Consider the following 19,127-nt stretch of genomic DNA (forward strand, 5'->3'; position numbering starts at 1 on the left):
AAAATGAAAGGAAGCTTGATTAATTTCGGCTTCCTTTTTTTTATCACTATGGATATGGTTTCGAGAAATATGACTGCTCCGGCATTGGAAAATCAAAAAATATATAATACGCAGTTTTGGCTCTTGTGCATGAGTTCACTGCTGTTTTTTAGTAGTTTTAATATGCTGATTCCGGAGTTGCCTGCTTATTTGACGGCGATGGGTGGGGCGGATTACAAAGGCTTGATCATCGCATTATTTACTTTGACGGCAGGTTTGTCAAGACCATTTTCGGGGAAGTTGTCGGACCGGATTGGGCGGATTCCGGTGATGGTGTTTGGTGCCGTAGTCTGTTTTGTGATGGGCTTTTTGTACCCTTTGATGCATACAGTGGGAGGCTTTCTGACACTTCGCCTTTTTCATGGATTGTCTACAGGCTTTAAACCGACGGCGACTTCTGCTTATGTGGCGGATGTGGTGCCAGCGACGAGAAGGGGAGAGGCCATGGGGATCCATGGATTTTTCAGTTCTACCGGAATGGCCATCGGGCCTTATATGGGTTCTTTGATCGCGAATGAATTTGGGATAGATGCACTTTTCTATACTTCCTCTATGGTTTCCATTCTGTCGGTTTTGATTTTGTTGGGCATGCAGGAAACACTACCGAATAAAGAGCCTTTCCGTTGGAGCTTGTTGAATGTTGGGATGGAGGATTTCTTTGATCGTGGCGTGGTAGTGCCGGCCGTAGTGATGCTGTTTACGGTTTTTTCCTTCGGAGTGGTGCTCACGATTGTACCGGACTTGACGGTGCATTTAGGCTTTGAGAATAAGGGGATATTCTTCACCACCTTTACTTTGGCTTCCCTGAGTTGCCGGATATTTATGGGAAGGTTGTCGGATAAATACGGGCGTCGTCCGCTGTCGATTTTTGGTTTGGTGTTCCTGATTGCCGGGATGACTTATTTGGGCTTTGCGCATGATCTGTTTTCATTGCTTTCGGCAGCGCTTTTATTCGGCTTTGGCTTCGGAACGATGATCCCTTCCATTTATGCCTGGACAATTGATTTGGCAGAGGAAGGAAAGCGTGGAAGAGCCATTGCGACCATGTACATTTCCCTGGAATTGGGGATTGGTTTAGGAGCATTGATTTCGCAGTCGGTGTATCAGAATAAGGCGGCAAATTTTCCATTTACCTTTTGGTTGGCAGCGGCTTCCGGGGCTTGTGCGCTGGTTTATATTATGTGGGAGAGAGGAAAGTCGATAAAGGAGTAGGTATGTTGGGGGTGGTTTAATATACTTGTATAAATTTATTTTTTAATATTTATAAATCTATTTATGAAAGCCAATTGGTATGTAATTTTGTTATTTATCCCATTCTTAATTTCATGCGGAGAAGGAGAAGATGATTTGTCCTATGATAATCCTAATGATATTCCTGTAATTTGTGATTTGACAAAAATTACCTTAGAATATAATTATAATGAAAATCTATTTCAGTCTCAAACGATTTTCGATTATAAGCAGGGAAGAGTAGTCGCGATGTATGAACAGTATCAGGACAATGCAGTGGAACTCAGCATGCTTTATGATTATCTTCCTTCCGGGCAATTAGGCCGCCTTTATGATCAAAGTAATGAGATCTTATATAGTTACGACCCCTCAGGGAGATTGACCAGAATGGAGAGTTTATATTTGGGTTCAAGCTTAAGAAAGTCTTTTGGTGGAAAGATTAAGCGTAATTTTATGAATCGAAAGGCTAAAGCAGCAAGTAATTCATTGATTACCTGGGCCGATGAGCTGATTTACCCTGTGGCGAAGATGTATCCTTCTCAATGGGTGGAATACATCTATGATTTTGATGGCCAATTGGTGGATGAAATGACATATGACCTTCATTATGAAAATGGAAATATGGTTTCGGCCATTTCGAAAGTTACTTTGGTAGATGAGTATGGGTTTACTTTTGAGGAAAACGTTGAGGTTATTTTTGAATATGATCAGCAGCCATCTTTTGTTGCCTCATTGCCATTGGCGCAAGTTTGGCATGAAAACTTTTGGAGTAGGAATAATCCGACTAAGTTAATTTATAAAATAGGAAATCAGGTTCTTCAGGAGACATTAATCACCTATGTGTATGGTGAAAATGGCTTACCGGTAAGTAGCCTAGACAAATCGACCTATTGGGATGGAAATGGAGGAGAGGAATATGTCGAGGTGGATGAATATGAGATGGAGTATAATTGCCCCTGATTACAGGAAGTGGTATTTAATTTAAAGTCCAGAAGGCTACCTTATAGGGTAGCCTTTTTTTACGGGATTTATGCACAACTGGATTTTACCCGAATTATTCACCGTCGCACCCAGTAAACTACCCAAGTTATTTATTGTCGATTAGATGGTGGTGTTTTTTGCTGAGTTTTAATAGCCCAAATTGGGGTAAGTTTGAATCCTCTTATTCAATTGCCTCACTATTTCCGTCACGTAGCTAAACTGGCTTTGAAGCAAGTATAATACGGGTTAATTATTCAAGCATTGTTATTGATATTTTTCCTTCAATTTGACCGCCTTAATGGATCAAATTACCCGATGATTGAATTTCTAAAGGAGATTAGGGTATTGATGGAAAGAATGGGACGTAGAAGAAAATGAATGGCAGGCTTGTGCTCAAGGTTTGTCTTCCGTTAAATAAGCTTTCTTGTTAAAAGAAATTGCCGATTATTTTTTATTTTAATCTCCACTTTCTCAAAGGATTAATTTTTGACGATTATTTTCTTTAAAAAAAATGCGAGCAGCTATTTGCAAATATCATTTAGCTGCGTACTTTTGCAATCCCTTAAGGAAACAACAAGCCTACAGGCTTGGGACTTTCTGCGGAATCTTCAACGGAAGATCGGCAAGGGGCTTTTTAATGGATGAAGATATTCAACTGCGGGTGTGGCGAAATTGGTAGACGCACTAGATTTAGGATCTAGCGCCGCGAGGTGTGTGGGTTCGAGTCCCTCCACCCGCACACATTGGAATATCTTATCTGCGGATATGGCGAAATTGGTAGACGCACTAGACTTAGGATCTAGCGCCGCGAGGCGTGGGGGTTCGACTCCCTCTATCCGCACCAATCCATTAAAAAGGATTTATTTATAGCTTTTCGGAATACGACCTGCGGGCGTGGCGAAATTGGTAGACGCACTAGACTTAGGATCTAGCGCCGCGAGGTGTGTGGGTTCGAGTCCCTCCGCCCGCACAAAACCGAAAAGCAGCGGATATGGCGAAATTGGTAGACGCACTAGACTTAGGATCTAGCGCCGCGAGGCGTGGGGGTTCGACTCCCTCTATCCGCACTAGGAGTAGTTTTTGTACTCCTCACCAGGCCTTCGGGTATCAAATATATATCTTAAGCGGATGTGGCGAAATTGGTAGACGCACTAGACTTAGGATCTAGCGCCGCGAGGTGTGTGGGTTCGAGTCCCTCCATCCGCACAAGGGCAGTTCTTTTAGAGCTGTCCTTTTTGTTTTATAGCTGAATTATTTACCGCCGTATTTTTTGGGCCAACTTAAGTTGTTTACGCACGATTCATTACAGGAATTTTTTTGAGCATTAACCCGAATTATTCACCGCTAGATTTAGTTGGTCGATATAAAGGCTTAGTTACCAGATTGTTATTATTAATTTTATCAAATTATCAATAGCTCAAATTTGGGTATGCTTGCTTTCTCCTCATTCATCTGTTTCGTTGGAAAAAATTTAAAATAGGGAGCTATTCCCTCATTTTTCCCCTTTGCAGCTGAACGGGTGTTTAAGCATGGATAATTCGGGTTATTTCATAAGGAAGTGGGAGAGTGGTTGATCAGCTCCAAAAATCATCAATTGGATTTAGCATTACCGCTTCAATAAAAGTGGAGCATAGAAAAGCGCCCTGTTGAACAAGGCGCTTTTTGTTTTAGAGGAGATGGATTGCCCTTTTTCTTGCCGACAACAGGGCCGAAGGCCCGCAGGGGCAGGGATGAAGCGGGCTTGTTTGAACCACAGCGGCCCAAAAGGCCGATGAGGTGAGCCGCGCGAGCCCGGTGCTGACGTCTAAGCGGCAGCAGCCCCCCAAAACATCTCAACGGGCATATTACATTTTATACAGGCCGTCCATTTCTTCCAGCACTTTGCGGGAGATGACAATCCTCTGGATCTCGCTGGTGCCTTCATAGATCTGGGTGATTTTGGCGTCCCGCATCAGGCGTTCGACATGGTACTCCTTCACATAGCCATAGCCGCCGTGTACTTGTACGGCTTCGACGGAGGTTTTCATGGCGACTTCTGAAGCCATCAGCTTGCCCATGGCGGAGAATTTGGAGAAATCCCTTCCCTGATCTTTCTCAAAGGCAGATTTGAGTACCAATAACCTCGCTGCTTCGATCTCTGTGGCCATATCAGCCAGCTTGAAAGCGATGGCCTGGTGGCGGGCGATTTCCTTGCCAAAGGCTTTACGCTGCAGGCTGTAATTACGGGCTAATTCGAATGCACCCGAAGCAATGCCCAGGGCCTGTGCCGCGATGCCGATGCGTCCGCCATTGAGGGTATTCATGGCGAAGTTAAAGCCGAAGCCATCTTCCCCGATGCGGTTCTCCTTGGGGACTTTGACATCGGTAAAGCTCAACATATGGGTGTCGGAGCCACGGATGCCGAGTTTATCTTCTTTTTTACCGACCACGAATCCTTCCATGCCTTTTTCCACGATCAGGCAGTTGATGCCATGGTGGCCTTTTTCGCGGTTGGTTTGGGCAATGACGAGGTAAATGGAGGCATTGCCCCCATTGGTGATCCAGTTTTTGGTGCCGTTGAGCAGATAATGGTCGCCCATATCCAGGGCTTCGGTTTGCTGGCTGGTGGCATCACTTCCGGCTTCCGGTTCAGACAAGCAGAAGGCGCCGATGACTTCTCCTTTGGCGAGCGGAACGAGGTACTTTTGCTTCTGCTCTTCGGTGCCGTATTTTTCCAGTCCCCAGCAGACCAGGGAATTGTTTACGGACATGCATACCGAGGCGGAAGCATCCACTTTGGAGATTTCTTCCATGGCGAGCACGTAGGAGATCGTATCCATACCACCACCGCCGTATTGGGGGTCTACCATCATGCCCATAAAGCCCAGCTTGCCCATTTCTCGGATCTGGTCTTTGGGGAATCGTTGCTCGTTGTCTCGCTCAATAACGCCCGGCAAAAGTTCTGTTCGGGCAAACTCCCGGGCCGCGTCTCTGACGGCCAGTTGTTCTTCAGTTAAGTTAAAATTCATTTGGGTATTTATAGGGTTTAGTTGACAGGAATCATTAGGTACTATATAATTTAAAAATTATCAGATTGATTAAAAAGGAGAATGGAAGGAATGTCTGTTTGTTGATCAGGGTTTAGAAAGGCTATCAGAGTATCGAAATAAATCCTAAGCACCATTAAGGAAATTAATGTTGGAGATCATTTTTGTAAAATTTTAACCTTAAAGACAATATCATCTACCGAAAGCTTGATATTATAAGGGTTTGTTCTGTAGTCTTCTATATCCAATGTCGCTTTGTTTTATGTCAATATGGGTTGTAAATAAACGGAATGGGGTAGTTGAGTCTGGTTTTATGTTTGTAATTTTGAGGAAACATTTAGTTAACGTTAAAATAACATTCGGTTTGAAAAGATGGCTTGCCCTATGGGCCATGATTATATTAGGTTGGAATAACGCAAAAGCGCAAAGTTCAGATTTGGGTTCCTGGTATGTGTATAATGGCTTTTATGATTTAAGTCCGAAATTGGAATTGTTTTTAGAGAGTCAGGTTCGTACTTATTCAGTGATCACTGAACCGCAAAACTTTTTCTTCCGACCTTATATTTCCTACAATTTCAATTCTAATTTTCAGTTAGGTATAGGAAATGAATATCATTCAAGTTGGACTCAGGCGACAGATGAGTTTGAACCGGAGCAATCCTCAGAATATCGATTAACGGTACAGTCCATAATAAAGAATAAAATTGGCCGGGTTAATTTGCAACATCGACTTCGATATGAATTTCGCTTTTTTGAGGGGAGTAGCAGGGGGCAAAGAACACGCTACCGCCTGCAAGCTTCCATTCCCTTACAGGGAGAGCGTGTGGAGCAAGGTGAATTTTTCCTGACTGCTGGAAATGAGATTCTTTTAAATACGCAACCCTCTTTTGAGTTCAATCAAAATCGAATTTACGGAATGTTGGGCTATCAGCTGTCAAAAACCATTCACCTTCAGGCGGGCTATATGAATTTGCATTTTGGCAATAAGGTATCAGACCATCGTCTTCAATTCTTCTTTACCCACAAATTACCTTTCTACAAATAGAGGATGAGCGCGTTCCAAGAGCATGCAGCGCTCAGCATAGGAAAATTGCTGCTAATCAGAACATAATACTATTGGGCGTTGAGTTTTTCGATGCCCTTTTGTGTTTAGTAGGTGATGCATAGTCTTTTAACCCGAATGATTCACCGCTAAATGCATTGACCTACCACAATCCGGTCATTATCAAAAAAATACAGCTGTTTTTCTTTAATTTTTAATAGCCCAAATTTGGATAAGCTTGCTTTCTTCTCATTCATCTGCTCTTTTGGAAAAAACTCGAAATAGGGTACAATTCCTTTATTTTTCCGCTTTACAGCTAAACGAAGATTTAGGCAGGCATAATCCAGGTAATTTTTTACTTTTTGTTGAAGCTCATAAGTGAATCTCAACACATGGTAATATTAATGGAGATGTGTCGGGCGGAATATATGAGGATAACTCCCTAAGCTTAGAAGGCTATGGTTAGTTGCAATCCCAATAAACCCCTTTCACCGTGAGATCTGTTTCCGTGGGGGTAGTCAATAGATTCAGATTGTTGGCGCCATCACAAAGCTTCACATTTTCAAAGGAAATATGGATGGTCGGGCTTCCACTACCCGGTGCCATTTCAAAAAGTTTACTTATGCCGCCTACGTTAAAGGTGGTGTTTTTGATGGAGAAGTTACTGCATTCCATGCCATAAAAAACTAATAAACCATTATTGGGACCGGTAAAGGTTCCCCGACGATCTCAACATTTCGGATAGGATCTCTGAATTCAAAATAACGGTTACAAGACCCTCCGCCATCTACTATTGGGTTTTCAATATAAAGGTCATCTCCCCCAATGCCATCGAATTTATCCCATGTTCCTCCCTGTTGGGTATATTCTCCGATAAAGAAGGGCGCGTTGGTTCCTGTGCACGCTACAACAGGGTTAATAATCCGATTATTATCACTCCTGATTAGGAAACCCCCATTGCCATTTTTTACGGTGCAATTGATCCAGTCTATATCGGAGGCTGCTCCATGGGTACTAAATCCTGATCGCCAGTCCGTATCGGTTTCGCAGTTTTCAATTCTGATATTCCGACTTACAGGTACTTCATTATAACCGGATATCTCGAAGGAGTGCTTATTGTTATAACCCTTACAGTTTTTTATAAGACCGTCTTCAGCTCCGGAAATATAAAAGCCGTAACCGTGCGGATTGCTGGTAGAGCGCCCATGCAAAATTCCCTCGGCATAAAGGTCAGTATATTCAAAGCCGTAAACATTCATAATTCGGAAGCCCTGCCAACAGCCTTCCGTGGGGTCTATGAGGTTGATGTTTTTATAAAATACATTAGTGGCAAATTCCATGGACATGGCGATGGAATTGTTGGAAACCCGTAAGGTAAAGTCTTGCATACCTACATTGTCCACGAAATTATAGGTGGCAATTCTCGGTGTTGATTTATAGTCTAATTTGATTGGAGATTCGACGGTAATCGTCCCCCCACTGATGGACTTCACCACCGCTCCTTCGCCATTTTTGTAATAACCCCTCAGGCCGCAGTATAAATCCTGCGAGAAGATCAGGAATTTTTCTCCTACGGCTAATTCCGGATTTCCATTGACGGTAAAGGTGGTCGCACCTGCCGCAATGTTTCCACTAACATTAAAACGCCCCTGGTCTCCACGGCCTGTTTTTCGGCTACCTTTCAGGGTGATAGCTGTGCCCGTGGTGGAAATAATAGTGGTAGCATCTTTTCCTTTCCCCTGAAGGATATTGTTCCCTCCGGCGATGGTGCCATTGCAGCGGAAAGTACCAGAGGAAAGTTGCACCGTCTTACCTTGCTTAAATGCCTGGTTGATTTCATTTTGATCCGCATTTCCGTTACACTGAAAATCCGCTTCATTTTTTTCTGCCTGGGTAGCATCATTTGCCGCTACTTTGATTTGTGCAAAGAGAATGGAGGGGAGTAATAATAAGAATAATAAGCCGGTGAATTTCATTTGCATGATGGTTTTCTTTTTAAAACAGAATAAAAAGGAATTCCTCCCTCATTGGGGATAGAAAAAATGAAATAGGCCGATGTGAAAGGGTAAGTGGTGTTGATCAGGAATTTAGGAGCAACAAACCACAATGAAAACGGACAAGCTTCTTGAAAGTTGTGCCCCTATTGTAAAAGCAAAGCGGACTTTGGTCCGTATGGATAAAAGATATAATACGGGTTGAAAAATATGGAGATGGGGAAGATTTCATTATTAAGGGAAGGGAGCTTTTCTTTCTTGGGGAGGTGTTGTTTCCTTTTTTGTTTATAACCAGGGGTTTATGTTTTGGTGTTCATGCGTTGAGATAATTTTGTCTTGAATAAAAAAAGGATTATTCAGAGTGAAATTTTGCTGCTTTCGGTTGGTGAAGGTAGAGCTACTCTTAGGGTTATAATTTTTTTAGGGCAGTTTTTTTTCTTTGTTTATTAGTGACAAAAAAGCCACAGCTTCCCTAAGCTGATTTGTTGCTGCTTCAAAATCTGCATTAGCTGCAAGGCGGGAAAGCGGAAGGAATAGTTTCTTATTTTGAGTTTTTCCAGCGAAACAGCTGAATGCGGAGAGAGTAGCATTACTCAAATTCAGGCTGTAAATAAATCAGCCAAACCACTGACCAATACGCTGTTCTTTTAAGGTATCGGCTTGGTACCAGACAAATGGCTGTGAAATAGGAGTTAATCACAATTCCAATCTATTCCGCTGAATTGCAGATCTGTCGCTACGGGGGAAGTCAACAGGTCCTGAGGGGCACCGCCTCCGCAGAGCTGTACATTTTCAAAAGAGACCTGCAGGGTGGTGTTGTAAGTAGTTTCGCCTTTACCCGGCTGCATCTCGAATAGATGCTTTAACCCTTTTATATTGAAGTAACAGTTTTTGAGGGTGAAATTGCTGCATTCCATACCGTAGAAAATGAGTAGGCCATTCTTTGCCCCAGTAAAAGAGCCACCGACCACTTCCATATTCCGGATAGGGTCCCGGAATTCAAAGTAACAATTAGTGACGCCGGCGCCGTCTACGGTGGGGTTTTCGATATAGAGGTTGTCTCCCCCAATGCCATCAAATTTGTCCCAGGTGCCATTTTGCTGGGTGTACTCACCAATAAAAAAAGCGGAATTATAATCACGACATTCCACTACCGGGTTAATGATACGGTTATTGTCACTCCTAATCAGGAACCCACCATTGGCATTTTTGGCCGTGCAATTGATCCAGTCTATATCGCTGGCGGCACCGTGGGTACTAAATCCTGCCCGCCAGTCATTGTCGGTTTCACAATTCTCCAGGCGGATGTTACGGCTGACCGGTACTTCCAGATAGCCGGAAATTTCAAAGGAATGTTTGTTATTATACCCTTTGCAATTTTTGATGATGCCATCTTCGGCGCCGGAGATGTAAAAGCCATAGCCATGAGGTGTCGTGGTGGAACGTCCGTGTAGTATGCCTGAGGCGTACAGATTACTATATTCAAAGCCATAAACATTATTAACGCTGAAGCCCTGCCAACACTTCTCCGTAGGATCAATCAGGTCGATGTTTTTGTAAAAGGCATTGGTTGCATATTTGATCATCAGCGCAACTTCTCCATTTCTGGTTTCGAGCGTAAAGTTCTCCATCCCTACATTATCATGGAACTGGTAGGTCACGATGCGGGCATTCTTCTTGTAATCCAGTTTCAATGGTTGTTGTAGATTAATGGTTCCCCCGATGGCTGATTTCACCACAGCGCCTTCACCGTTCATATAATAGCCTCTCAGCCCGCAATACAGATCATCTGAGGCGATCAGAATAATATCTCCTGAACCGATATTGGGATTACCCCGGACATTGATGGCATTTGAGCCGGCATTTAACTCTCCTGTGGCATTAAATCGGGCAAGTAAACGACCTTCAAAATGAATTCCATTCTTAGCGGTGGTGATGATCTTGGTGGCGTTCTTTCCTTGTCCGCGAAGAATATTATTTCCTCCTTTGATTTCCCCATTGCAGTTAAAGGTTCCGGAGGAAAGCTCTACGATTTTACCCTGCTTGAGGGCGTCATTAATTTCTTTTTGATCAGCATTTCCATTGCACTTGAGATTTGCAGCATTGATTTCTGCGGCGGTGGCATCTTTGGCAGCAACTTTAATTTGGGCAATGGAAAGTAAAGGAAGGAAGCAAAGTGTCAATACGCTGATCAGTTGCATAAAAAGATTTTTCTTTTTTTAACCGATTTTAGAGCCAACCTTCCCGTAACATTGGAGAAAGTCCAGAATAGGTCAGATGAATAGCGGAATTATCTTATAGGAGGGCTAAAAAAAAAGAGGAAGCCTGCTAAGCTTCCTCTTCTTTTTTTATTCCTGAATAACTTTTTTCTGTTCTGCTTCCGGCCAATCCTTAAAGGGATAGTTTACCAATGAAGCATTATAGAATTTCGGATCTTCCGTTACTTCCTCAGCTATCCAGTCCGGTTTTTCAAATTCGGTATCTTCCGAAGGCAATTCAATCTCCGCTATGACCAGACCCTGGTTTTCGCCGTGAAATTCATCAATTTCCCAAATGAATCCCGCCCATGGAATTACATAGCGGTGCTTTTCAATGGTGGGACGAATGCAGAGCTCATTGAGCATTTCCTCGGCCTCATCCATCGGGATGTCATATTCAAACTCCGAACGGGTAGCGCCTTCTGTAATGCCTTTAATGGTCAGGAAGGCATCATCTCCTGCAATCCGTACTCTTACCGTCCGGTCTTTATCCGCATTCAAGTATCCCTGGTGGAAATAAGTACCGGAAGCCAGCGACTTATAAGCATCCGAGGACACTAAAAATTTGCGTTCAATTTCTTTAGCCATGTTGGTTCAAAAAGTGATTGGGCAACAAATTAAGTAAAAAACCCCTTCCGTCGCAAGGCGATTGTGCAAACATAAAAAAATCCCGCTGCCCTCCAGCCCGGGAGCGCATGCGGGATTAATTTTTTATTTCCGGTCTTGGATTATTCCGCGTCCATGAATGGGTAACGGTGATCTACCGGAGGAACAAAGGTCTCCTTGATGGTGCGTGGAGAAACCCAACGCAACAAGTTGATCATTGATCCCGCCTTATCGTTTGTACCGGAAGCACGGCCACCACCAAATGGTTGCTGTCCTACTACTGCACCGGTAGGCTTGTCATTGATATAGAAGTTACCTGCCGCATTACGCAAAGCTTTTGTAGCTAAAGAAGCTGCATAACGATCCTGAGAGAAGATCGCACCCGTCAAGGCGTAAGGTGAAGTTTGGTCTACAATTTCCAATGCCAAACCGAAGTCATTCGCATCGTAAACGTAAATGGTCAATACCGGACCAAAGATTTCCTCAACCATAGTGGTAGACTGAGGATCGTGTGACAACAATACGGTAGGCTCCACGAAATAACCTTTAGACTTGTCATAGTTACCACCAGCAATTACTTCCACCATATCGTTGGCTTTGGCACCATCGATATAACCTGCGATATTGTCGAAAGATTTCTCGTCGATTACTGCGTTCACGAAGTTGGTGAAATCCTCTACAGGGCCCATCTTCAATTCCGCAATCTTCGCGACCAACTTCTCTTTTACTTCCTCCCAAATGGTGTGTGGGATATAAGCGCGAGATGCAGCAGAACATTTCTGTCCCTGGAATTCGAATGCACCACGAACCATACCGATTACCAAGGCATCGATATTAGCCGATTCATGCGCTACAATGAAATCCTTACCACCTGTCTCGCCAACAATACGTGGGTATGATTTATATTTGTGGATGTTCTCGCCAATAGTTTTCCAGATGTGCTGGAATACACCAGTAGATCCGGTGAAGTGGATACCGGCAAATTCAGGGTGGTTGAAGATCACCTCACCAGCAACAGGACCGGAAACGTGTACCAGGTTAATTACCCCGTCAGGAACACCCGCCTCTTTGAATACTTCCATCAACACATTGGCAGAGTAAATCTGCGTGTTAGAAGCCTTCCAAACTACGGTGTTACCCATCATCGCAGCGGAAGTAGGCAAATTACCCGCAATAGCGGTGAAGTTGAATGGCGTTAAAGCAAATACGAAGCCTTCCAACGGACGCTGCTCCAAACGGTTCCAGATACCGTCTGCAGAGTTGGGCTGCTGCTCGTAAATCTCTTGCATATAAGCAACGTTGAAACGCAAGAAGTCGATGATCTCACAAGCAGAATCAATCTCTGCCTGATAAGCACTTTTCGACTGTCCCAACATCGTAGCTGCATTTAATTTAGCTCTGTATGGTCCGGCAATCAAATCTGCTGCTTTCAGGAAAATAGCCGCGCGGTGTTCCCAGCTCAAATCTTCCCAGTCTGCTTTTGCTGCCAGGGCTGCATCAATCGCTTGCTCTACGTGTGCTGCATCACCCTCATGGTAATGTCCAAGAATATGTTGATGATCGTGAGGAGGATTCATCGGCTTGGTGTTGCCGGTTCGTACTTCTTCACCACCGATAAACATCGGTACATCCACCGTAGTGGAACGTGCCGCCTCCAAAGCTGCTTTTAATGCCTCGCGCTCTTTAGATCCTGGTGCGTAATTCAACACAGGCTCGTTTTTAGGGGTCGGAACGTTAAATACTCCTTTTGCCATGATAGCAGTGTATTTTATTTGATTGATAATATTTATGCTTTCTGCTTCTCAGAAAAGCCAAGCCTTCAGAGAAGGCTCCTAAAGTTAAAAGAATCCGTGGAGAATAGAAAATTAAGATTCCCTCCAAATGCTATTCTCTAAAGCAGAATTAGAAGATGATTTAGTGCCAAAGTCAGGCCTGAGGCCAAATTTTCACCTGAAATTGTTTCCTTCTTCAAGGAGTGAAAAGAAAGGTGGCGGACTGACATTCTTTGTGAAAATGAAGTGATAGGCGTGTTTTTGGGGCAGTGCTTCGTATGCACTTCGCACCGGGCTATCAGCAGTCGCTCTTTTCCAGGGCCGCTACGCTTTTAGGCCGGGAAAAGGAGCTCCAACAATGCTTCTATCCCTCTGCCGGTTTGGGGCGGGTAGCTTTGCGGGCGATGAGCCCGCCCGGGGCAAGGATGAAGCGGGTTTGTTTAAACCACAGCGGCCCAAAAGGCCGATGGGGTGAGCCGCGCCAGCCTGATGCTGACGTCTAAGCGGCAGCAGCCCCCAAAAAAATACCGCTAGTGGTTAGCTGTTTTGATATTCCAATAGCGGTAAAATTTTAGGCCTTTAATTTGGGGTTGTTTTTATGCCGGTCGGCATCCCGGATATTTTTCTTTTCCAGGTTTTTACGAAGGGCATCGGTAAGGTCGATACCGGTCTGGTTGGCCAGGCAGATGAGCACCCACAGCACATCGGCCATTTCATCGCCCAGGTTTTTGGCCAGGTCCGATTTTTTAAACGACTGGTCGCCATAGGTGCGGGCCATGATGCGGGCCAGTTCACCCACTTCTTCGGTCAGTATGGCCATATTAGTGAGCTCACTGAAATAGCGAACGCCCACGGTTTTGATCCAGTGATCCACCATTTCCTGGGCTTGTCGGATGCTGATGTCTTCTTGTTTTTCCATGGTTTATGCTCTGTTTTTACTGTCGATCCAAATGGTCACCGGGCCATCATTGGTCAGGCTTACCTGCATGTCGGCACCAAATTCTCCGGTGAACACCGGCTTGCCCAGGGCTCCTTCCGTTTGCTTGATGAAAGTTTCATATAGGGGAATGGCCTGATCTGGCTTTGCCGCATTGATGAAGGAAGGACGGTTGCCTTTTTTAGTGGAAGCGTGCAGGGTGAACTGGCTCACCAGCATGATGTCGCCGCCTATATCCAAAACGCTGCGATTCATTTTTCCCTCTTCGTCTCCGAATATTCTCAGGTTGATGATTTTATTGACCAGCCATTGAATATCCTCTTGGCCGTCTTCATTCTCTATCCCTATGAAAACGACCAGCCCTTGTGCGAAGCCCCCTTTATCCACGCCATCAGCTGTGATGTGCGCATCTTTTGCTCTTTGAATTAATACCCGCATGATGATTATTTTATAGCCGTGAAATTACATTTTTCCGGCGAAGGAAAAAGCCGGAGCGGGATGCTTTATTTTTACTAAGCGTTTTTTCCGGATAGACTTATAGCAGGCCTGTACATCAAAATACCTGTAAAATTAAACCATTTCTTACGTCATTCGTTGTAATAAACATTGTTTTAAATGAATACTTTAAATACAAGATCAGGTGGAAGCAGAACCTTATAAAGTGCTTCATCATGACCTTGGTTATGTAGAGGCCGGATGTTCGGGATTTGTGGAGGAACAAAAGTTCAGGCAGTGGGGAGAGACAATTCTGAGGTTCGCTCAGCAGAAAGGGGTTAGCCGTTTGCTGATCGATCTACAGGATTTAAAAGTCCTTCGTCCAGGGAATCAAATTTTTATTAGGGAAGAATGGTTTCCGGAAGCGTTGGAGCGAGGCATTAGCCGCTTTGCGATTTTGGAGCCGACGAATTTTTTTGGTAACGCATCAGTGAAGCAAGCGGTGGATCTTGCGCCGGAATTATTCGAAAAAGTGGAATTTGAGTATTTTCTTCAGCGGGAGGCTGCTGAGGATTGGCTACTCGGAAAATAAATCAAAAGCCCGCTGATAATCGGCGGGCTTTTGTTATGAGCGAATTTTTCTGGTCCTCATTATGCTACCCAAAAGATCGGATGATTACACCATTTGGTCATTCAAAATAATGTTTTTCCCTTCTCCTGCTTCCTGAGCTTTTTGGTACATGGCCTGAGCGACTTGTAGCCCGGCTATGGGTTGGTATTTTTTTAATGGTCCCCGCAGGAGGAATTTCATAAGAGGGGCCAACGCTTTTCCAATATCCTCGGCTGTACGTTGCTCTTCTCTTTCCCCCATTAATAAGGAGGGGCGGAAGATGGAATAACGAGGAAAGTCGAGCTTCCCGATGGCTTGTTCCACTTCTCCCTTTACTTTGTTATAGAAGATAGAAGAATTGGCCTTTGCCCCCATGGCGGTTACTATTAAAAAGTGATGGGCTCCTTTTGCCTTGGCGGCCTTGGCAATGTCAATTGGAAACTGGTAATCCACCTGCCGGAAGGCGGCCTGACTACCGGCTTTTTTAATGGTGGTGCCGAGGCAACAGAAAACATCCCGCACATGGTCTGGTATCTCATGAGTCAAATGCAAAGGCGAAAAGTCGCTTCTGATGAAATGAATTTTCGGATGGCTGGAAGCCGGTGCCCGCCTTCCCAAAACGTACACCTGGTCATAATGAGGTGATTCCACCAGTAAATTCAGAAGATGCCCTCCGATCAGGCCGGTTGCCCCGACTAATACTGCAATTTTTGCCATGCTTATTGATTTAACAAAGCGATAAACTCTTCCTGAATAGTCTGCCCTTTATCCTTGGCGTACCATTTTTGAATAGCCACATTTTTTTCATCCGGATTGGTACTGCCGGAGGCTTTCCAGTCCAATACAATTTGCTGTGCCGGTGCCGGTCTTGGTCCCCAGGTGAAGAGTTCCGCTCCGCTTTCGGCATCTACTGCTATAAGTTTAGGAATGGACCTGCCACCATTGGTGAGGTATTTATCCATCACCTCAGGGTTTTCATCTCTTAAAAGAATTTTCAGTTTAATGTGATCATTCACTTCGGCCATTTTGGCGATGGCCGGAAGGTTGAGGGCGGCATCGCCACACCAGGCTTCAGAGAGTACCACCCAATAAATGGGGCGATCAATAGCCTGAAGGTGTTTTTCGGTCTCCTCATTGAGCTTAAAGACTTTTTCTGCTCGCTTCATGCGTTGTACATTAAGCTGCGTGTATTCGATCATGGCTTCGGACTGATTGTCTCCGGTGGTTTTACCTTCGGACAATAGTTGATCAGTGAGTGCACGGTATTCGGCATAGGAATAAGCCTGCTCTATTTTTTCAAAAGGAATGGCGATTGACATATTCTATAAAAATTATATTTCAGAAAAGCTAACGCAAAAAAAGGACTTCCCGCTCTGTTTATAAGGTCAGGTGGAAGACTTGCGGCTTATTCTATATGGTTTTTATCCGGTTCTTCCCGATCCAGTATGGTTTGTTCTTCATGCAGCTTCCAGTCTTTAAATTTGTCAATCTCATGTTTGAGGGAATTGTAAATCCACAAAATGACGGAAACATCATCGACCAATCCCGCTACCGGGATAAAGTCTGGTATGGCGTCTATCGGGCTAATGAAATAAACCAGTCCGGCAGTAATCATGGTGATGGAACTCCAGGGGATGCCGGTATATTTTCCTTTGGCATAGGCTACTACCATTTCTGCGAATAGTTTGATCTCCTCGGTTGCCTTACGTAATTGTCCATTCCGATTCGTTAAATGAAAATGGACATCCCCGTAGAGTTGGTCAATGCTTTTGTAATCAGCCAGCAGGGATGCGCCTCTTTGCAGGGCATAACGGAAAAAGCCGCTGTTAATCGCTCGGTTCAAAATTCTTTGTCTTTTGCTCATATCGAAAAAGAAAAATAAAAAAAGGCGAAGGAATTACCTCTCCTTCGCCTCATTCTTTTTTGTTTACGATTAAATCCCCTCGCTTGTTTGTCTTCCATAGCTCCTGTTTTGAGGTCACAGCTAACAGTTGTTTTGCTCTCAGGAGCTTAATGCCTGACATTCAAAAGAGAATGGGATGGAATGCTTCCTTATTATTTGATTCCGGCTTAAAACAAAGTCCGGATTTCTTTTTTGATTTCGGATAGTGCTCCGGAAATGAAATCTTCCTCCCTGCTCATGCGCTCAAAGATTACTTTCGCTAAATCCAATCCTTTGGCATCAGCGGGAAGCTTGCCTGCTTCCTCATTGATGAGGAGGATAAGGTTTTCTGAAGTGCCTTTGACCAGGTTCCAGGCATTATCACTCATATAGACCTGCTGGCTCAAGTTGTGATTCAGCTCTTCCCGGATTTCATGCGCCAATACGGACTTCAATTCTGTCGCACTCAGGCCCGGATGATTCACTCTTGGCAATAAATTATGCGGGGAAACGCGTTCCAGAAATAAGCATATGCGCTCATAAGCCTGCAGGCGGTTGGGAAGGATGACTTCTGAATTTTTGACCTTGAGCTCGATGAGTTTCTTTTCGAAATCTTTCTGTAAAAAGGACCGGATGGTTAAAAACATGGCGTACATCACCAGGGCCGCCGGTAAGATTAGTTTGGCGCTTTCCGCTAAAAATTCCATTTATTTGTTTTATCAATGTTGGCTTAAATCAATGCGATGGAGCCATTTATTAGAGAATAGCTCAAAAGCATTATATTTACGCAAATTTGGCTTAAAAATTGGAATTACAAATATATGGAACCGATAAAAATTACCGAGAAGGCGGTGGCCTTTATTAAGGAAGCTTTCGAGTCAAAAAAGGTACCCGAAGGTTATGTACTTCGAGTAGGAGCCAAAGGTGGTGGTTGTTCTGGCGTGAATACCTACCTGGGCTTTGATAAAATTAAAGAAGACGATAAGGAATTTGTCATTGAAGGGCTGCAGGTGGTGGTGCAGAAGAAGGAGATGATGTTCCTGATTGGCAAGAAGCTGGATTATGTGGAAGAAGGAGAAATGAAGGGTTTTGTTTTTGAATAAGGCCTTATCCGTTGAAGTAAGGCAAGAAAGCAGTCCGGTTGGGTTGCTTTTTTTTATGTCAATTTTTCAGCCTCAGTATTGTGAATTTTTAAGAATTAGGGAGCTGAATGTCATAGATTGCTGAGATAATAAGAAAATATGTCACATTTTGTGGGCATTGTATAAAGTTTGATTGGGGTGAAATAGACTGCATAGTTGAATTTTTTTGTTGAACCTTAAAAGAATCTCAGTTATGGAAACATCCTATTTAGATTATGCCAAAGAGGTGCTTTCAAAATTAACTTTCGATCCTTTACTGTTTGAAAAAGAGAAAATTAAAATGCAAGCTTGGTTGAGCCCTCAGGAGCGTCAGGCTCTTCAGGAGTGGCTGAGTGATTAACCTTAACCTTTGGCTTAATGATGAAGCAGTGGTTGTATAACCTATTATTATTGTTCCTTTCCTTTTTGTTAGCTCCTTATTTTGACTATGGCGAAAACGGATTCAGTTTGATGATCGTCACTTTGTTGATATTCTTTGTTCTGAAATCTTTATTTGTGTCTTTCCATAGTCTGTTGAAGGAGATTTTCTAGGTATTTTTTTAAGCCTGGATTCGGAGAGAGCGTCCGGGGTAACGGTAAATTTTGCAGCCTTATCGGCACCCTTTTAAATTGTGATTCACTTTCAAATTTTATTTTACTTAAAAAATGGAGGTAGTTATGATGACCAACGGAAAAATTTCCTCTTTACACGCTGATTTATTAAATCACCTGTTTTCTGAAGAGCAGAAAACCAATGATGAAGGCTATTCCTCGAAATTTCCACCAATGAATGTGGAAGAGGATGAGGACAGCTTTAAAGTGTACCTGGCAACGCCGGGATTGTCAAAAGATGATTTAAGAATCTCTCTGAAAGGGGATCTTTTAGTCATTAGTTCTGAAAAAAAGGAACATAAAGAACGAGAGAAAAAATCCCAATTTATTCATCGGGAATTCGGAATCCATCCCTTCGAGCGAAGCCTAAATCTGCCCAGAGAGGTAGACAAAGAGCAAACGACAGCTAGCTATGAACGAGGTATTCTAATGATATATTTGCCCAAGAGAGAGGATGCCAAAGCCAGATCCATTAAAATAATTGGGATAGCGTAATTTCCTTTTTTGTTTCCGGGGAGCGATTTTTTCCTGGTTGTTAAGCCGGGTTATTCATCCTTTAAGCCGGATTATTCATGCTAAAAT

Annotated in this window: 20 protein-coding genes and 5 tRNA genes; 13 read left to right on the forward strand and 12 right to left on the reverse strand. The window is 43.7% G+C overall.

Going from position 1 to position 19,127, the window contains the following annotated elements; translation table 11 throughout:
• The first annotated feature begins 3 nt into the window (after positions 1-3).
• From NG22_RS00540 to NG22_RS00570, 7 genes are all read left to right on the forward strand, one after another.
• Positions 4-1,251, forward strand: a complete 1,248-nt coding sequence (locus NG22_RS00540) for an MFS transporter (RefSeq protein ID WP_253275634.1) — start codon at positions 4-6, stop codon at positions 1,249-1,251.
• Positions 1,252-1,314: 63 nt separating this feature from the next.
• Positions 1,315-2,229: a hypothetical protein gene (locus tag NG22_RS00545; RefSeq protein ID WP_053403923.1), complete on the forward strand. Its 915-nt coding sequence runs from the start codon at positions 1,315-1,317 to the stop codon at positions 2,227-2,229.
• Positions 2,230-2,907: 678 nt separating this feature from the next.
• Positions 2,908-2,989: transfer RNA gene (locus NG22_RS00550), tRNA-Leu, on the forward strand.
• Between the two features lie 20 nt (positions 2,990-3,009).
• Positions 3,010-3,094 (forward strand) — tRNA-Leu (locus tag NG22_RS00555).
• 44 nt (positions 3,095-3,138) lie between these two features.
• Positions 3,139-3,220 (forward strand) — tRNA-Leu (locus NG22_RS00560).
• Positions 3,221-3,235: 15 nt separating this feature from the next.
• A tRNA-Leu gene (locus NG22_RS00565) sits at positions 3,236-3,317 on the forward strand.
• Positions 3,318-3,374: 57 nt separating this feature from the next.
• Positions 3,375-3,456 (forward strand) — tRNA-Leu (locus tag NG22_RS00570).
• Between the two features lie 638 nt (positions 3,457-4,094).
• Here the strand turns inward: NG22_RS00570 and NG22_RS00575 are convergent.
• The gene (locus tag NG22_RS00575) at positions 4,095-5,258 is read right to left on the reverse strand and encodes an acyl-CoA dehydrogenase (RefSeq protein WP_053403924.1); all 1,164 of its coding nucleotides are present in this window, start codon (positions 5,256-5,258) and stop codon (positions 4,095-4,097) included.
• A 382-nt stretch (positions 5,259-5,640) separates the two neighbouring features.
• Between NG22_RS00575 and NG22_RS00580 the strand changes: the two genes are divergently transcribed.
• Positions 5,641-6,321, forward strand: coding sequence for a DUF2490 domain-containing protein (locus NG22_RS00580; RefSeq protein WP_053403925.1), 681 nt, complete (start codon positions 5,641-5,643; stop codon positions 6,319-6,321).
• A gap of 459 nt (positions 6,322-6,780) precedes the next feature.
• Here NG22_RS00580 and NG22_RS00590 read toward each other — a convergent pair whose 3' ends face one another.
• The 7 genes from NG22_RS00590 to dtd all read right to left on the reverse strand — a co-directional run bounded on the left by NG22_RS00590 (position 6,781) and on the right by dtd (position 14,323).
• Complete coding sequence (locus tag NG22_RS00590; protein WP_053403927.1) at positions 6,781-6,993, reverse strand: hypothetical protein; 213 nt, start codon at positions 6,991-6,993, stop codon at positions 6,781-6,783.
• 11 nt (positions 6,994-7,004) lie between these two features.
• A complete protein-coding gene (locus NG22_RS00595) occupies positions 7,005-8,300 on the reverse strand; it encodes a hypothetical protein (RefSeq protein ID WP_053403928.1) in 1,296 nt (431 codons plus the stop codon).
• Between the two features lie 704 nt (positions 8,301-9,004).
• The gene (locus NG22_RS00600) at positions 9,005-10,513 is read right to left on the reverse strand and encodes a hypothetical protein (protein ID WP_053403929.1); all 1,509 of its coding nucleotides are present in this window, start codon (positions 10,511-10,513) and stop codon (positions 9,005-9,007) included.
• Positions 10,514-10,660: 147 nt separating this feature from the next.
• A complete protein-coding gene (locus tag NG22_RS00605; RefSeq protein WP_053403930.1) occupies positions 10,661-11,158 on the reverse strand; it encodes a CYTH domain-containing protein in 498 nt (165 codons plus the stop codon).
• A gap of 140 nt (positions 11,159-11,298) precedes the next feature.
• Positions 11,299-12,930 carry an L-glutamate gamma-semialdehyde dehydrogenase gene (gene pruA, locus NG22_RS00610; RefSeq protein WP_053403931.1) on the reverse strand — a complete coding sequence of 544 codons (1,632 nt, stop codon included), beginning with the start codon at positions 12,928-12,930 and terminating at the stop codon, positions 11,299-11,301.
• 589 nt (positions 12,931-13,519) lie between these two features.
• Complete coding sequence (locus tag NG22_RS00620; RefSeq protein WP_053406844.1) at positions 13,520-13,849, reverse strand: nucleotide pyrophosphohydrolase; 330 nt, start codon at positions 13,847-13,849, stop codon at positions 13,520-13,522.
• Positions 13,850-13,870: 21 nt separating this feature from the next.
• Complete coding sequence (gene dtd / locus NG22_RS00625; protein ID WP_053403933.1) at positions 13,871-14,323, reverse strand: D-aminoacyl-tRNA deacylase; 453 nt, start codon at positions 14,321-14,323, stop codon at positions 13,871-13,873.
• A 202-nt stretch (positions 14,324-14,525) separates the two neighbouring features.
• On the opposite strand from dtd, the gene NG22_RS00630 reads away from it, so the two are divergent.
• Positions 14,526-14,912, forward strand: coding sequence for a hypothetical protein (locus NG22_RS00630; RefSeq protein ID WP_053403934.1), 387 nt, complete (start codon positions 14,526-14,528; stop codon positions 14,910-14,912).
• Between the two features lie 84 nt (positions 14,913-14,996).
• On the opposite strand, the gene NG22_RS00635 is transcribed toward NG22_RS00630, so the two are convergent.
• From NG22_RS00635 to NG22_RS00650, 4 genes are all read right to left on the reverse strand, one after another.
• On the reverse strand, positions 14,997-15,647 hold the full coding sequence (locus NG22_RS00635; RefSeq protein WP_053403935.1) for an NAD(P)H-binding protein: 651 nt from the start codon (positions 15,645-15,647) through the stop codon (positions 14,997-14,999).
• Positions 15,648-15,649: 2 nt separating this feature from the next.
• The gene (locus tag NG22_RS00640; RefSeq protein WP_053403936.1) at positions 15,650-16,249 is read right to left on the reverse strand and encodes a thioredoxin family protein; all 600 of its coding nucleotides are present in this window, start codon (positions 16,247-16,249) and stop codon (positions 15,650-15,652) included.
• A gap of 86 nt (positions 16,250-16,335) precedes the next feature.
• Positions 16,336-16,794, reverse strand: coding sequence for a YkvA family protein (locus NG22_RS00645; protein ID WP_053403937.1), 459 nt, complete (start codon positions 16,792-16,794; stop codon positions 16,336-16,338).
• A 206-nt stretch (positions 16,795-17,000) separates the two neighbouring features.
• Positions 17,001-17,519, reverse strand: a complete 519-nt coding sequence (locus tag NG22_RS00650) for a hypothetical protein (protein ID WP_053403938.1) — start codon at positions 17,517-17,519, stop codon at positions 17,001-17,003.
• A 114-nt stretch (positions 17,520-17,633) separates the two neighbouring features.
• Here NG22_RS00650 and NG22_RS00655 point away from each other — a divergent pair, with 114 nt between their 5' ends.
• From NG22_RS00655 to NG22_RS00660, 4 genes are all read left to right on the forward strand, one after another.
• Complete coding sequence (locus tag NG22_RS00655) at positions 17,634-17,915, forward strand: iron-sulfur cluster assembly accessory protein (RefSeq protein WP_053403939.1); 282 nt, start codon at positions 17,634-17,636, stop codon at positions 17,913-17,915.
• A gap of 232 nt (positions 17,916-18,147) precedes the next feature.
• Positions 18,148-18,294: a hypothetical protein gene (locus NG22_RS17910; RefSeq protein WP_172674293.1), complete on the forward strand. Its 147-nt coding sequence runs from the start codon at positions 18,148-18,150 to the stop codon at positions 18,292-18,294.
• A gap of 17 nt (positions 18,295-18,311) precedes the next feature.
• The gene (locus NG22_RS17695) at positions 18,312-18,485 is read left to right on the forward strand and encodes a hypothetical protein (RefSeq protein WP_157600789.1); all 174 of its coding nucleotides are present in this window, start codon (positions 18,312-18,314) and stop codon (positions 18,483-18,485) included.
• 114 nt (positions 18,486-18,599) lie between these two features.
• A complete protein-coding gene (locus NG22_RS00660) occupies positions 18,600-19,040 on the forward strand; it encodes an Hsp20/alpha crystallin family protein (protein WP_053403940.1) in 441 nt (146 codons plus the stop codon).
• The last annotated feature ends 87 nt before the right edge of the window (positions 19,041-19,127 follow it).

Source organism: Persicobacter sp. CCB-QB2, assembly GCF_001274635.1.
Lineage (GTDB): Bacteria > Bacteroidota > Bacteroidia > Cytophagales > Cyclobacteriaceae > Persicobacter > Persicobacter diffluens.

What these genes read in the sequence shown, in the direction of transcription:
- NG22_RS00540 (WP_253275634.1), top strand. Translation starts at nt 4, where the DNA reads ATGAAAGGAAGCTTGATTAATTTCGGCTTCCTTTTTTTTATCACTATG.
- NG22_RS00545 (WP_053403923.1), top strand. Translation starts at nt 1,315, where the DNA reads ATGAAAGCCAATTGGTATGTAATTTTGTTATTTATCCCATTCTTAATT.
- NG22_RS00575 (WP_053403924.1), bottom strand. Translation starts at nt 5,258, where the DNA reads ATGAATTTTAACTTAACTGAAGAACAACTGGCCGTCAGAGACGCGGCC.
- NG22_RS00590 (WP_053403927.1), bottom strand. Translation starts at nt 6,993, where the DNA reads ATGGAATGCAGTAACTTCTCCATCAAAAACACCACCTTTAACGTAGGC.
- NG22_RS00595 (WP_053403928.1), bottom strand. Translation starts at nt 8,300, where the DNA reads ATGCAAATGAAATTCACCGGCTTATTATTCTTATTATTACTCCCCTCC.
- NG22_RS00600 (WP_053403929.1), bottom strand. Translation starts at nt 10,513, where the DNA reads ATGCAACTGATCAGCGTATTGACACTTTGCTTCCTTCCTTTACTTTCC.
- NG22_RS00605 (WP_053403930.1), bottom strand. Translation starts at nt 11,158, where the DNA reads ATGGCTAAAGAAATTGAACGCAAATTTTTAGTGTCCTCGGATGCTTAT.
- pruA (WP_053403931.1), bottom strand. Translation starts at nt 12,930, where the DNA reads ATGGCAAAAGGAGTATTTAACGTTCCGACCCCTAAAAACGAGCCTGTG.
- dtd (WP_053403933.1), bottom strand. Translation starts at nt 14,323, where the DNA reads ATGCGGGTATTAATTCAAAGAGCAAAAGATGCGCACATCACAGCTGAT.
- NG22_RS00635 (WP_053403935.1), bottom strand. Translation starts at nt 15,647, where the DNA reads ATGGCAAAAATTGCAGTATTAGTCGGGGCAACCGGCCTGATCGGAGGG.
- NG22_RS00640 (WP_053403936.1), bottom strand. Translation starts at nt 16,249, where the DNA reads ATGTCAATCGCCATTCCTTTTGAAAAAATAGAGCAGGCTTATTCCTAT.
- NG22_RS00645 (WP_053403937.1), bottom strand. Translation starts at nt 16,794, where the DNA reads ATGAGCAAAAGACAAAGAATTTTGAACCGAGCGATTAACAGCGGCTTT.
- NG22_RS00650 (WP_053403938.1), bottom strand. Translation starts at nt 17,519, where the DNA reads ATGGAATTTTTAGCGGAAAGCGCCAAACTAATCTTACCGGCGGCCCTG.
- NG22_RS00655 (WP_053403939.1), top strand. Translation starts at nt 17,634, where the DNA reads ATGGAACCGATAAAAATTACCGAGAAGGCGGTGGCCTTTATTAAGGAA.
- NG22_RS17910 (WP_172674293.1), top strand. Translation starts at nt 18,148, where the DNA reads ATGGAAACATCCTATTTAGATTATGCCAAAGAGGTGCTTTCAAAATTA.
- NG22_RS17695 (WP_157600789.1), top strand. Translation starts at nt 18,312, where the DNA reads ATGATGAAGCAGTGGTTGTATAACCTATTATTATTGTTCCTTTCCTTT.
- NG22_RS00660 (WP_053403940.1), top strand. Translation starts at nt 18,600, where the DNA reads ATGGAGGTAGTTATGATGACCAACGGAAAAATTTCCTCTTTACACGCT.